Origin of the sequence: Bradyrhizobium sp. CSA207, assembly GCF_029051685.1 — a bacterium.
Classification (GTDB): domain Bacteria; phylum Pseudomonadota; class Alphaproteobacteria; order Rhizobiales; family Xanthobacteraceae; genus Bradyrhizobium.
In genome coordinates, this window is sequence record NZ_JAACFT010000005.1 from 276,594 (window position 1) to 288,695 (window position 12,102).

General features: G+C 63.8%; 11 protein-coding genes, 1 tRNA gene and 1 pseudogene. 7 read left to right on the forward strand and 6 right to left on the reverse strand.

What is annotated here, in order from left to right:
- The first annotated feature begins 211 nt into the window (after positions 1 to 211).
- The 4 genes from GWG65_RS07725 to GWG65_RS07740 all read left to right on the forward strand — a co-directional run bounded on the left by GWG65_RS07725 (position 212) and on the right by GWG65_RS07740 (position 4,816).
- Positions 212 to 1,315 carry a putative zinc-binding peptidase gene (locus GWG65_RS07725; protein WP_275194768.1) on the forward strand — a complete coding sequence of 368 codons (1,104 nt, stop codon included), beginning with the start codon at positions 212 to 214 and terminating at the stop codon, positions 1,313 to 1,315.
- 174 nt (positions 1,316 to 1,489) lie between these two features.
- Positions 1,490 to 3,505: an acetyl/propionyl/methylcrotonyl-CoA carboxylase subunit alpha gene (locus GWG65_RS07730; protein ID WP_275194769.1), complete on the forward strand. Its 2,016-nt coding sequence runs from the start codon at positions 1,490 to 1,492 to the stop codon at positions 3,503 to 3,505.
- Positions 3,506 to 3,653: 148 nt separating this feature from the next.
- Positions 3,654 to 4,520 (forward strand): isocitrate lyase/PEP mutase family protein, encoded by an 867-nt coding sequence (locus GWG65_RS07735; protein ID WP_275194770.1) that lies wholly within the window; start codon positions 3,654 to 3,656, stop codon positions 4,518 to 4,520.
- On the forward strand, positions 4,517 to 4,816 hold the full coding sequence (locus tag GWG65_RS07740) for an acylphosphatase (RefSeq protein WP_275194771.1): 300 nt from the start codon (positions 4,517 to 4,519) through the stop codon (positions 4,814 to 4,816). Before GWG65_RS07735 ends, GWG65_RS07740 begins: the two co-directional genes overlap by 4 nt.
- A gap of 43 nt (positions 4,817 to 4,859) precedes the next feature.
- Here GWG65_RS07740 and GWG65_RS07745 read toward each other — a convergent pair whose 3' ends face one another.
- Together GWG65_RS07745 and GWG65_RS07750 are read right to left on the reverse strand one after the other, a co-directional pair.
- Positions 4,860 to 6,380, reverse strand: coding sequence for a PAS domain-containing sensor histidine kinase (locus GWG65_RS07745; protein WP_275194772.1), 1,521 nt, complete (start codon positions 6,378 to 6,380; stop codon positions 4,860 to 4,862).
- Positions 6,381 to 6,518: 138 nt separating this feature from the next.
- Positions 6,519 to 7,373 carry a LysR substrate-binding domain-containing protein gene (locus GWG65_RS07750; protein WP_275194773.1) on the reverse strand — a complete coding sequence of 285 codons (855 nt, stop codon included), beginning with the start codon at positions 7,371 to 7,373 and terminating at the stop codon, positions 6,519 to 6,521.
- A 115-nt stretch (positions 7,374 to 7,488) separates the two neighbouring features.
- On the opposite strand from GWG65_RS07750, the gene GWG65_RS07755 reads away from it, so the two are divergent.
- The gene (locus tag GWG65_RS07755; RefSeq protein ID WP_275194774.1) at positions 7,489 to 7,911 is read left to right on the forward strand and encodes a 4-oxalocrotonate tautomerase family protein; all 423 of its coding nucleotides are present in this window, start codon (positions 7,489 to 7,491) and stop codon (positions 7,909 to 7,911) included.
- Between the two features lie 59 nt (positions 7,912 to 7,970).
- Here GWG65_RS07755 and GWG65_RS07760 read toward each other — a convergent pair.
- Positions 7,971 to 8,684: pseudogene (locus GWG65_RS07760) on the reverse strand (DNA helicase).
- Positions 8,685 to 8,881: 197 nt separating this feature from the next.
- Positions 8,882 to 9,619, reverse strand: coding sequence for a lipoyl(octanoyl) transferase LipB (gene lipB / locus GWG65_RS07765; RefSeq protein WP_275194775.1), 738 nt, complete (start codon positions 9,617 to 9,619; stop codon positions 8,882 to 8,884).
- 67 nt (positions 9,620 to 9,686) lie between these two features.
- On the opposite strand from lipB, the gene GWG65_RS07770 reads away from it, so the two are divergent.
- Entirely contained in the window at positions 9,687 to 9,929 is a 243-nt protein-coding gene (locus GWG65_RS07770) for a FliM/FliN family flagellar motor switch protein (RefSeq protein ID WP_011088012.1), read from the forward strand.
- 176 nt (positions 9,930 to 10,105) lie between these two features.
- Positions 10,106 to 10,190, forward strand: a tRNA-Leu gene (locus GWG65_RS07775).
- Positions 10,191 to 10,213: 23 nt separating this feature from the next.
- Here GWG65_RS07775 and GWG65_RS07780 read toward each other — a convergent pair.
- Positions 10,214 to 11,242 (reverse strand): hypothetical protein, encoded by a 1,029-nt coding sequence (locus tag GWG65_RS07780; protein ID WP_275194776.1) that lies wholly within the window; start codon positions 11,240 to 11,242, stop codon positions 10,214 to 10,216.
- A 76-nt stretch (positions 11,243 to 11,318) separates the two neighbouring features.
- Positions 11,319 to 11,540 carry a hypothetical protein gene (locus tag GWG65_RS07785; protein ID WP_275194777.1) on the reverse strand — a complete coding sequence of 74 codons (222 nt, stop codon included), beginning with the start codon at positions 11,538 to 11,540 and terminating at the stop codon, positions 11,319 to 11,321.
- Positions 11,541 to 12,102 lie beyond the last annotated feature (562 nt).

Consider the following 12,102-nt stretch of genomic DNA (forward strand, 5'->3'; position numbering starts at 1 on the left):
AGACGGAGCGCGATGGCCATTGTTCAAAGGGGAGATTGTCGGGAAGGGCAGGCGGCCTGCTCGGCACGGGAAAAGTCCGATGAGCGAACGTCCGGTCTGGCAATTTGTTCCAGAGGCTGGAACGATCAGCCGGCGGACGCGTCTTTGCGAGGCGCCTTCCCAGTGCTCTCCAGTGTTCTTCACGAGACTCTCTTTCAGAAGAGGCTAAATCTTGAAGCTCTTTGTCTGCCAGGCCTGCGGCAACGTCCTCTATTTCGAGAATCGCGCCTGCGAACGTTGCGGCCATCGGGTTGCGTTCCTGCCGGAGAAGGAGACCATGTCGGCGCTCGAGCCCGACGGTGAGGCCTGGGCCACGCTCGCTGACAAGGGCAAGGGGCGGATGCTGTGCCGCAATGCCGAGTACGACGCCTGCAATTGGCTCACCGATCCTGAAGACGGCGGCTACTGCCGCGCCTGCCGTCATAACGGCATGGTCCCGGACCTGTCCGATCCCGCGCAGCTTGCCGGGTGGCGCGAGCTCGAGGGGGCGAAGCACCGGCTGTTCTATTCCCTGATCCGCTGGAAGCTGCCGCTCCAGACCCGGCAGGACAATCCCGAGCATGGCCTGATCTTCAATTTCCTTGCTGACGATCCGAACAATGGGCAGCGGATCATGACTGGCCATGACAACGGCCTGATCACGATCGCGCTCACCGAGGCCGACGACATCGAGCGTGAACGGCGCAGGCTCGAGATGGGCGAGCCGTACCGGACGCTGCTCGGGCATTTCCGTCACGAGGTTGGGCACTACTTCTGGGACGTGCTGGTGAGCGAAGGCGGCAGGCTGGAAGAATGCCGTGCAGTGTTCGGCGACGATTCCGCCGACTACGGCCAGGCCTTGCAGCTCCATTACGCAGAGGGTGCGCCGCCGGACTGGCAGCAGAACTACGTCTCGGCCTATGCCACCACGCACCCGTGGGAGGACTTTGCCGAGACCTGGGCGCACTATCTCCATATCGTCGACACCCTGGAGATGGCCTCCGAGTTCGGCATGGAGGTGCGACCCAAGGTCGACCGCGATGGAGAGTTGTCGACCCGCATCCGTTTCAACCCCTACGAGGCCCGGGACGTTGAGGCGCTGGTCAATGCATGGCTGCCCTTCACCTTCGCCATGAACAGCGTCAACCGCGCGATGGGGCTGCGCGACCTCTATCCCTTCATCCTGTCGCCCGCGGTGGTCGCGAAACTGGGCTTCATTCACGGCCTGGTCCGGGACGTGGCCCAAGCCGGGTCCAAGGCCGCGACCGAGGCCCAGTCCGAGGTCAAGGGGCAGTAGAAGGCTCGCGGGCGCCGCGAGGCTCGGGTCTGGCCCTCTCTGGTACGTCAGCGGCGCGGATTTAGACCGTTGCCTCCAGCTTATTTTGATGTACCACGGGAGCCACACGGCCCGTCCCCATAGGCCCCAACGGCCAGGGAAGGGTCCCGCCCAAGGTCGAGACTCAAGAAAAGCATGTTCAAACGCATTCTGATCGCCAATCGCGGCGAAATCGCCTGCCGGATCATCAAGACCGCGCGCCGCATGGGAGTTCAGACGGTTGCGGTCTATTCCGAGGCCGACCGCGACGCCCTCCATGTCGAGATGGCCGACGAGGCCGTCCTGATCGGTCCGCCCGCGGCGGTCGAGAGCTACCTGGTGATCGAGAAGATCGTGGACGCCTGCCGCAAGACGGGCGCAGAGGCCGTCCATCCCGGCTACGGCTTCCTGTCCGAGCGCGAAGCATTTCCGCGCGCGCTGGAAGCTGCCGGCATCGTCTTCATCGGCCCCAACCCGGGTGCGATCGCAGCGATGGGCGACAAGATCGAATCCAAGAAGGCTGCGGCCAAGGCAAAGGTCTCGACCGTGCCCGGCTATCTCGGCGTCATCGAGGACGACAAGCACGCGGTGAGGATTTCCGACGAGATCGGCTATCCCGTGATGATCAAGGCCTCTGCCGGCGGCGGCGGCAAGGGCATGCGCATCGCGCATTCGAGGGCAGAGGTCGCCGAGGGGTTCAATCTCGCCAAGGCCGAAGCCAAGGCCTCGTTCGGCGACGACCGTGTCTTCGTCGAAAAGTTCATCGTCGATCCCCGCCATATCGAGATCCAGGTGCTGGGCGACAAGCACGGCAACGTCATCCATCTCGGCGAGCGCGAATGCTCGATCCAGCGCCGCAACCAGAAGGTCATCGAGGAGGCGCCGTCGCCGCTGCTCGATGAGGCCACGCGCCGCACGATGGGCGAGCAGGCGGTCGCGCTGGCCAAGGCCGTGAACTACGACTCCGCCGGCACCGTCGAATTCGTCGCCGGCCAGGACAAGAGTTTCTACTTTCTGGAGATGAACACGCGCCTCCAGGTCGAGCATCCCGTCACCGAGCTCGTCACCGGCGTCGACCTCGTCGAGCAGATGATCCGCGTGGCCGCGGGCGAGAAGCTTGGCCTGACGCAGAAGGACGTCACGCTTACGGGTTGGGCGGTGGAGTCGCGGCTCTACGCCGAAGATCCGTTCCGCAATTTTCTGCCTTCGATCGGGCGTCTCGTGAAGTATCGCCCGCCTGCTGAAGCCAGCAAGGACGGCATCACCGTGCGCAACGACACCGGCGTGCAGGAGGGCGGCGAAATCTCGATCCACTACGATCCGATGCTCGCCAAGCTGGTCACGCATGCGCCGTCGCGCGCCGCTGCAATCGAGGCGCAGGCGACCGCGCTGGATTCGTTCTATGTCGATGGTATCCGCCACAACATCCCGTTCCTCTCGGCCTTGATGCATCATCCGCGCTGGCGCGAGGGTCGACTTTCGACCGGATTCATCGCCGAGGAATTCCCCAAGGGATTTGCTGTGCGCGCGCCGGAAGGCGAGGTCGCGCGGCGGATCGCGGCGGTCGGCGCCGCCATTGATCACGTGTTAGGGGAGCGCAAGCGGCAGATCTCCGGACAAATGGGCGGCCGCGTCGTGCAGCGCGAGCGCCGCCGCGCGGTGTGGCTCGATCACCAGGAGATACTGCTCGAGGTCGCACGCGAGGGCGAGGCGATCACGGTGCGGCTCGTCGATGCCGATGGTAAACCCGGCAACGCGCATCTGTTGCAATCGCCGTGGAAGCCGGGCGATCCGGTCTGGCAGGGCACCATTGATGGCCAGTTGGTCGCGGTGCAGGCGCGTCCGATTCCCAACGGCATCCGTCTCGCGCACCAGGGCGTCGAGGTGCCGGTCTATGTCTGGACCGAAGCGGAAGCGGCCTCGGCGCGGCTGATGCCGGTGACCGCGGCGTCCGACACTGGCAAGAAGCTGCTCTGCCCGATGCCGGGCCTCGTGGTCACGATCGCGGTGATCGAAGGGCAGGAGGTTAAGGCCGGCGAGACCCTCGCTGTCGTCGAAGCCATGAAGATGCAGAACGTGCTGCGCGCCGAGCAGGACGGCATGGTCAAGAAGATCCACGCCATCGCAGGCGCCACGCTCGCGGTGGATGCACTGATTTTGGAGTTTGCTTAAGCGCTCAAGAGCATAATAGTTGACCCTCACCCTGAGGAGCCGCGCTTGCGCGGCGTCTCGAAGGGCGAGGCCACCAGCTCGGCCTTCATCCTTCGAGACGCGCGCAAGACCGCGCTCCTCAGGATGAGGAATTTAGAATGAGGCAACCATGGCCTTCCGTTCCCGCCGCGAAAAACTGCGATCGATCCTGTCGGGCTCGGCCTGCATCCGTCCCGGCTCGGTCTACGATGCCATCTCGATCCGCATCGCCGAGGATCTCGGCTTTCCGCTCGGCATGTTCGGCGGCTCGGTGGCTTCGCTCGCGGTGCTCGGCGATCCCGATATCACCCTGGTCACGCTCACCGAACTTGCCGAGCAGATGCGGCGGATGTCGCGCGCCGCCAAATTGCCGGTGCTGGTCGATGCCGATCACGGCTATGGCAACGCGCTCAACGTGCGCCGCACGGTGCAGGAGCTGGAGACTGCGGGCGCGGCCGGCCTCACCATCGAGGACACGCTCCTGCCGGCCGGCTTCGGCGAACCGAAGACGCAACTGATCTCGCTCGAGGAAGGCGTCGGCAAGATGAAGGCGGCGCTCGACGGCCGCAGCGATCCCTCGCTCGTCATCATGGGCCGCACCGGTGCAGCCTCGATCACCTCGATCGAGGATGCGATCCGCCGAGCCCAGGCCTATGAGGCCACCGGCGTCGACGCGCTGTTCTTCACCGGTATCGCGTCGCGTGCCGAACTCGCGGCGATCACAGCGGCAACCCGCCTGCCGATCGTGCTCGGCGGCGTACCGGATGAGTTGAACGCGCTCGACTATCTCGCCGGCCAGCGCGTGCGTATCGCGCTCCAGGGCCACGCACCCATCGCCGCCGCGATGCAGGCCGTCCACGAGACGCTGAAAGCGCTGCGCGAGGGCGCGGCGCCGAAGGCGCTCAAGGGCCTCGCATCGCCCGACCTGACCAGCCGTGTCACACGTGAGGCCAACGCGAAAGCGCGCAGCACAGACTTTCTCGGATTGAAGAAATGAGCCGGGCGATCCTCCAAGTCACGATCCGCGGCCAAGTGCAGGGCGTCGGCTACCGGGCCTGGGTCGAATACCAGGCCACCACGTGCGGGCTCGAAGGCTGGGTCCGCAACCGCCGTGACGGCAGCGTCGAGGCGCTGTTCGCGGGCGCGCCGAAGCATGTCGCCGAGATGGTCGCGCTATGCCGCCACGGCCCGCCGTCCTCGCGCGTCGACAGCGTCACCAGTGAAACCGCCGGGGCCGATGAATTGAACTTGCGCAGGGCAGGGGAAGCGTTTTCGGTGCTGCCGACGGTGTAGGTGCGCTCCCTCTCCCCGCAGGCGAGGCGAGGTGAAGAAGTCGTTACCGCGGCAACTTCGCGATCGCCTCGCTCAGCTCGTGGATCTCGTAGGGCTTGCGCAGGATCGGGAAATCGCCGCGGACATGGGCGGCAACCTCGCTGTAGCCGGTGGCGAGCAGGATCGGCAGGCCGGGCCGGGTCTCGCGCAAACGATGGGCGAGGCTGAGCCCGTCCATCTTGCCAGGCATTACGATGTCGGTGAATACGAAGTCGACGCCGTTCTTCTCGATCTCGCGCAATGCCGCTTCGGCATCGGCGACCCGGCGCACCTGATAGCCGAGCTGCTCCAAAAGGCCGATACTCACGACGGCGACATCCGGATTGTCCTCGACCAGCAGCACCGTGCCGCTACCCTGGAAGGATCGCGCCTCCGCCGTTTCGCGCGATGGCGCGGTCTCTCCGCGCGGCAGGAGGATAGTGAAGGTCGTGCCCTTGCCGAGCTCGCTTGCGACCTTCACGGTGCCGCCGGCCTGATGGGCGAAGCCGTGCACCTGGGAGAGGCCGAGGCCGGTGCCCTTGCCGATCGGCTTGGTCGTGAAGAACGGCTCGAAGATCTTGTCGAGCACGTCTGTGGGAATGCCGAGGCCGGTATCGGCGACTTCGATCCCGACGAACTCGCCGGCGTGCGGCGGCTCGGTCTGCACGACGTTGCGCGCGCGGATCGTCACCGTGCCGCCGTCGGGAATGGCATCGCGGGCGTTGATGACGAGGTTGAGCAGGGCGGTTTCGAGCTCGGTGACATCGGCCTTGATCGACCAGACGTCGCGGTCGATCTCGAGAGCGAGACGCACCGAGCTGCCGATGCCGGCGTCGAGCACCTCGCGGATCGCCGTGATGCGGGATGCAAGGTCGATTGCCTGCGGATTGACGCTCTGCCGTCTTGCGAAGGTGAGAAGCTGGCTGGTCAGCGCGGCGCCGCGCTTGGTCGCTGTCTCGATTGCGGAGATCGCGCGCTGCAGCTTGGCATCGTCCTCGGCTCGTTTCTTCAGGATGTGAAGACTGCCGCTGATGATCATCAGGAGGTTGTTGAAATCGTGAGCGACGCCGCCGGTAAGCTGGCCGAGCGCATCGAACTTCAGCGACTCGGCGAGCTGCTTGTGCATCGCCTCGAGCTCGAGCTGCGTATTGCGACGCTCGGTGATGTCGCGTGTGATCTTTGCGAAGCCGACCAGTTCGCCGTCCTCATAGATCGGATCGATCACCACGCTTGCCCAGAAGAAGGTACCGTCCTTGCGGACGCGCCAGCCTTCTTCCTCATAACGGCCCTTTTCCCGCGCAATGCCGAGCGCGCGGGCGGGCTTGCCGTTTGCACGGTCGGTCTCGGTGTAGAACCGGGAAAAGTGCTGGCCGAGGATCTCTTCGGGCAAATAGCCCTTGATGCGCTCTCCGCCGATGTTCCAGCTCGTGATGATCCCAGAGGGATCGAGCATGTACAGCGCGTAGTCGGCAACCCCCTCAACCAACAGGCGGAAACTGCGTTCGCTCTCGAACAAGTCTCGCTGCTGACTGGACTTTCTCACCATTCCCGGGCCCCGCGTCGACCCGTGCAAACGCGGCAAAACAGAGATTGTTCCCGTGTGCTGGGGCATTTTTAGGCAAATCTCATGGACGGTATGCAGCCGCAAGAAGGTCACAGGACGGCTCGACGCCGCCGTGAGCGACTAGGCCGCCGCCACGCCCCGAAACGTCGCGGCCACCATACGCAGTGCCGCCAGCTTGGCGGGATCGCTGACTTTCGAATGCAGCATCACCTTCGAGCTCCCGAGTTTTGGCAGCTTCTGCGCCGGTCCGAGGTCGATCAGTCCCGCGGGTGCGATCCGCCGCGCCAGGGGCGCGACCGCGAGTCCGGCAAGTGCAGCCGCAACCACCGCGGTGACGCCGCCTCCGACAAAGCGTTCGCGCCAGGCGACGCCGGCCTTGTCGAGCGCGCGCACGGCAATCGCACGAACGCCGCAGGGCGGGGCGAGGGTCGCGAGCGGCAGCGGCTCGCCCTTCGGCACGGCGAAGCGTCTTGCGGCGAACCAGCAAAACTCATCTTCGGCAAGCTTCTCGCCGCCACGGCGGCTGCCTTCCTGGCGGACGATCACCGCATCGAGCCGGCCGGCGTCGTAGGCATCCTGCATCTCGCGCGAGAAGCCAATGGTGACAGTGAGGGTGAGCTGTGAGGACATCGCATGCAGGCGTTCGAGCAACGGCACCAGCTCGGGCCCCGCGGCATGATCGGAAATGCCGAGCGAGAGCGACTGCGCGGCCGATGCTTCGCCCGACAGAGCGCGGTCATGTGCTTCCATCAGGGCGCGGGCGCGATCGAAAAAACTTGCGCCATCGGAGGTGAGCCGGACCGCGCGCGGCGAGCGTTCGACCAGCCGTTTTCCCAGCAGCGCCTCCAGCCGTTGCAGCTTCAAGCTGACGGCCGCCTGAGTCGTGCCAAGTGCTTCGGCGGCGCGCGTAAAACTCTGGAGGTCGGCAACCAGCAGGAAGGCCTGGACGGTAGCGATGTCGAGCGTGGCTGTCATTTTGAATGGTTATCATTAATATCAACGTAGATAAGGTATCAAAATGAAAGAGGGAGGTCTAGCTTTCCTGAAGACGCCGCGCAAATAAGCCCGCGACGTTCCGAGGAGAACGACCATGCCCCTGATCACCGTGTCCTACGCCACTTCCCGCCAGTCCCCCGTACTGAAGGCCGAGATTGGCAGCGCCGTGTCCGAGCTCACCGCAAAGATCCTGCACAAGGATCCGAAGGTCACCGCCATCATTGTCAAGCCGGTCGACGCCGGCGACTGGTTCGCCGGCGGTAAGTCCCTCGCCGAGCAGAAGCTGGCGAGCTACTGGATCGACATCCATGTCAGCGAAGGCACCAACACCAAGGACGAGAAGGCGGCCTATCTCGCCGCGATGTTCAAGCGCATGGCCGAGATTTTGGGCCCGCTGCATCCCGAGACCTATCTGCATGTCGACGAGGTCAAGGGCGACGCCTACGGCTTCGGTGGCCTCACCCAGGAGCGTCGCTACATCGCCGGCAAGCTCGAGGTCGCGCCGGAAAGGGCATGAGCTGGAGGTCGCGGGCGGAATGCGCCACCCGCGACCTGAACTCATTGGGGCGGGGATCGTCAGCTCGCCGCCTTGAACTGAACTTCGGCGTTGTTGAGGAAGCACGTCTTGTCGAACAGCTTCAGGTCCAGCGGGTTTGGCAGCCTGACATCGCTGAGGTCGGGGCAGGGCTTGATCGACGGGTCATAGGATCGATCAATTTGCGAGATGAAGACGACGATCAGCCCCTTGTCGCGAGCGAACGACTTCAGCGCGCGCACCTGAACGGTCAGGTCGGGGTTTTCCCGCCGCTGGTCGAGCAGTTGCAGCTAGTCGATCACCACCACAGTGCCGCGGGGGGCCGCGGCCATCTGCTTCACAACATAATCGGCGCTGATCGCGTCGGAGCAATCGACCTCGAACATGTCAGCGAATTGCGCCGGGTCCACGCCGATCGCCCGGAAGCGCTCCAGAACATCTTTCTCGGTATATTCGAGCGAGAAGAACGCAGCTCGACTTCCCGACCTCATGGCCTCGACCGCAAGTTCAAGGCTCATCAGGGTCTTGCCATGGCCGGGGCGCGCCCCGACCAGCACCAGGTCACCTGGCTGGAATTGGGCGAATAGCCTGTTGGCCGGCGTTGCCGCAGCGGCTTTCGCTGCGAGCATGCTCCAGGCGCTGTACCCTTCGGTCACAGCGACGCGGTCAAGCGCATCGTGGAGCGGTATGCCCTCCTCGCGGGACAGGCGCTTCGCCTTGCGCTTCAGATGATAGATAGGCGCAGACAGCTTCATCGTGAGAACCTCCCATTGCGAGCATGATCGCAACCCCTCCTTATGCATGGCGCCCGAACAGTCGGTCCGATATCTATTCGCCCGGCATGAAGTCTACTTTCCCGGCGGAGGGGGGAGGCGTGGGCGGCACCGGAATCAAGCATAGCCGATTCCGCGCCTGCAGAGAACGAGAGCGATGCGTCTCCAACAGGAACGCGCTAGGCAACCGATTCCGGCAGCAGCGCTCGGGTCGGCCCGAACAGCTCCTCAAAGGCCTGCCGGAGCGCGATATCGACATCGGCCATCGTCACGAGCTGGCCGAGGTCGACCAGCGAGGTGACGCCGTAGCGGGGATCGGCGACGCCGCAGGGCACGATCCCCGCGAAGTGGTCCAGCTCTGGCTCGACGTTGATGGCGATGCCGTGGAACGAGACCCAGCGCTTCAGCCGCACGCCGATGGCCGCGATCTTGTCCTCGTGCTCCGCCCCCTTGTCGGGCCGTTTCACCCAGACCCCAACCCGGTCTTCACGCCGCTCGCCGCGGACGTTGAAGGCGGCGAGCGTGCGCAGGATCAATTCCTCCAGGCTCGCGACATAGGCCCGCACATCCGGCCGGCGGCGCTTCAGGTCGAGCATGACATAGGCCACCCGCTGGCCGGGGCCGTGATAGGTGAGCTGTCCGCCGCGGCCGGTCGCAAAGACCGGAAAGCGGGAATCGAGCAGGTCGGCGGCCTTGCCGGAGGTGCCGGAGGTATAGAGCGCAGGGTGCTCCAGCAGCCAGACCAGCTCCGGCGCCTCGCCAGCGGCAATCGCCGCGACACGCGCCTCCATCGCGGCCACGGCCTCCGGATAGGGCACCGGGGCGTCGGATATCCGCCACTCCACGGGCGCACCAGTGGAGGCGGAAAACGACGTCAAATCGAGGTGTTGGCGGACATCTTGAGGCGAATTAACCATTGGCTAACCATAACGTGGTGATGATTGCAGGCGCAAATGCAGAGTCTCCAGTTGCGGTGGTGCTGAAGTGCCTACTCTCGATAAAGTCACCGTGGATCTCATGGTCGTCCTCGGGACGACCACTATGCCGATCCATCAGGTATTACGTCTTTCCCGCGGCGCCATCATCGAGCTTGACGCAACCGAGGCTGACGAGGTCAAGGTTTTGGCCAACAATCTGCCGGTGGCCTCCGGCGTCGTGCTGGTCGACCGCAACCGGATCGCCGTCGAGGTCAAGCAGATGCTGCCGCGCACGCCGGGCACGCGGTAGCGGCCGGGGCACGCGGTAGCGGCCCGGGCTCCGGTAGCTCGGCCACAAGGAGCGGAACTTTCTTCCCAAGCTTGTGGAATTCGGGGCCTTTGCAGGCTTGTACCCCTCTGATGGATTTGTTAGATCGGCGCCGTTGATCCGGCCGGCCTTCAAGCCTCAGGCCGGCATCCCCAAAAGCGCTCGTGGCGGAATTGGTAGACGCGCTGCCTTGAGGTGGCAGTGAGTAAAATCGTGGGGGTTCGAGTCCCTCCGAGCGCACCATGCCAACGCCTAATACATTGAAATTAGGGTGTTTTTCTTCCGAAGTTACTACGCAAAGTTACTACTCTGTTCTCGGCCAACGTTCCCGACCTGTTCGCTCCAGGTAAAGCCGTGACATCGTCAAGTAACTGACTCTGGTCGAACGCCACGATCTTCTCCATGCCGCTCATGCCAGCCTCTCCCGGTTCGCCTTGGCGATGTAATACGCGGGCATCTTCGGGTCGGTCCAGCCGAACATCGCCATCATCTGGCTCTCGGTGCAGTCGGCGTAGGCAGCGACCTCGGCGCGGGCCTTTCGCACTCCATGGCAGCTTTTCTTGGGTTCGTTGACGCCAGCCAGGACCGCGTACTTCTTGAACTTCGCCGCCCAGGCCTTTTTTCATCTCCGCCTTGATGACCTTACGTGTCAGCACCCCAAACGGCTTCTCGCCATTCTCGGGCAGGAGCGATTCGATCAACCCGGTGCGCTGGAGCCGTGTCGAGTCCGACAGACCTAGCTCGCCGACGGCAAGGTCGCCCAGCCAATGGTCGCTGTGTTTGTAAAGCGTCCAGTACCAGCGCAGGGTGTGAGGTTTCGGCGGCTCTGTCGGCAGTTCGGGACGCGGCTCGTTGCGCTGCTTCTGCGCGTTGACGTAATCGGTCGCATCGCCATAAAGCGCGATCTGCGAAACAATGGCCGCGTCGCACTCGTCATCGAATGCCCTGGTGCCGAACTCCGCCTTGATTCTGATCTTCGGCAATCCGTTGCGAAGCTGGACATAATAGCGCGTCTGTCCGCGCTGAGAGCGATCGGCCAGCACATAGCGACGTTCTGGTTGCACCAACGGATCGGGTTCGGTTCGCCGTTTACGCATCACTCCTCCGAGCGCCGCGACCGCCGCATCATAGGCGGCATCGAAGGCTTCGGTGCCATATCGCTCTCTGATCCCGATCCGCCGACCCTTGCGGCTCACCTTCACGTACCAGCGCAGCGCGCCCGAGCGGGGATTAGTCGAAGTAAAGGTACATTCGCGTGTCCCCGGGTGCGCGGGGATCGCGTCGCGGCGTTCCAAGCATTGGCTTACTCCGTGAACCAATGCCTGGAGTCTAACGGTGCAGTGACTCCGCATCAATTGCATAAGGTGCGTTTCACCCGCTTTCGGTGCGTTTCAGGTAACGCTGCAACGCCTCCGATGGCACCCATATTTCATCGAGACCTGTTGTGCGCTTGGTTGGCGCGGCGCTCGACGTCAGTGCAATCCGAATAACGCCGTCTGCGTCGACGCTGACGACGCTCGCGCCGGCTTCCTTGGCGGCGCGGATCGCGCGAGCTAGATCTGCTTGTGTAACCTTTGCCGGACGCCTCGGCATGACCTTTCTCCAATCGTATGAACGTTCAGGCTGCGCGCTTCCCCGTCGCGCAACGCCGATCATTCCGAGCGCGACCACAGCGCGTTTGACTTCAGCTTCTGCGCTGGTGCCATCGATGGAGGAATGGTACGGGAGAGAGCGCCGCGTTGATTTATTCAACCACGGCGTTCAGTAGGCACTCTAGTGAAGGCAGATAAAACTTGGAATATTGTGAGATAGTCGAGAGAGCCGAAAATCATCACGAGCTAGCGAGGTCGAAGAAGAAGATAACGATCATTTTCTCTTGATCGACTTAGCTGGGACAGTTTCGCTTTCTCCAGAACATCTTCAGCGCTTCCAATGCTGGGCCTTGAGGCGTCCGGGGCCGCGCCGACCTCGTACATGCCTCTGCACGAATGTCGATGACACAGAACGCACTTGCCCGTGCAGTGGCCTGAAACCCTCCGGTGAAGGCCGCGGGTTAGCTGCGTTTAGCGCGCTTGCCTGCGGGTTTGCGCGACCATTTTTTGGCGAGGGCCGCAACTTCCGTGGTGAGCCACTCGGCCTCGTCGGCGTCAGGATC

Excerpts from the sequence above, each read along its gene's own strand:
- GWG65_RS07730 (WP_275194769.1), top strand. The coding sequence starts at position 1,490 with ATGTTCAAACGCATTCTGATCGCCAATCGCGGCGAAATCGCCTGCCGG.
- GWG65_RS07735 (WP_275194770.1), top strand. The coding sequence starts at position 3,654 with ATGGCCTTCCGTTCCCGCCGCGAAAAACTGCGATCGATCCTGTCGGGC.
- GWG65_RS07740 (WP_275194771.1), top strand. The coding sequence starts at position 4,517 with ATGAGCCGGGCGATCCTCCAAGTCACGATCCGCGGCCAAGTGCAGGGC.
- GWG65_RS07745 (WP_275194772.1), bottom strand. The coding sequence starts at position 6,380 with ATGGTGAGAAAGTCCAGTCAGCAGCGAGACTTGTTCGAGAGCGAACGC.
- GWG65_RS07750 (WP_275194773.1), bottom strand. The coding sequence starts at position 7,373 with ATGACAGCCACGCTCGACATCGCTACCGTCCAGGCCTTCCTGCTGGTT.
- GWG65_RS07755 (WP_275194774.1), top strand. The coding sequence starts at position 7,489 with ATGCCCCTGATCACCGTGTCCTACGCCACTTCCCGCCAGTCCCCCGTA.
- lipB (WP_275194775.1), bottom strand. The coding sequence starts at position 9,619 with ATGGTTAATTCGCCTCAAGATGTCCGCCAACACCTCGATTTGACGTCG.
- GWG65_RS07785 (WP_275194777.1), bottom strand. The coding sequence starts at position 11,540 with ATGCCGAGGCGTCCGGCAAAGGTTACACAAGCAGATCTAGCTCGCGCG.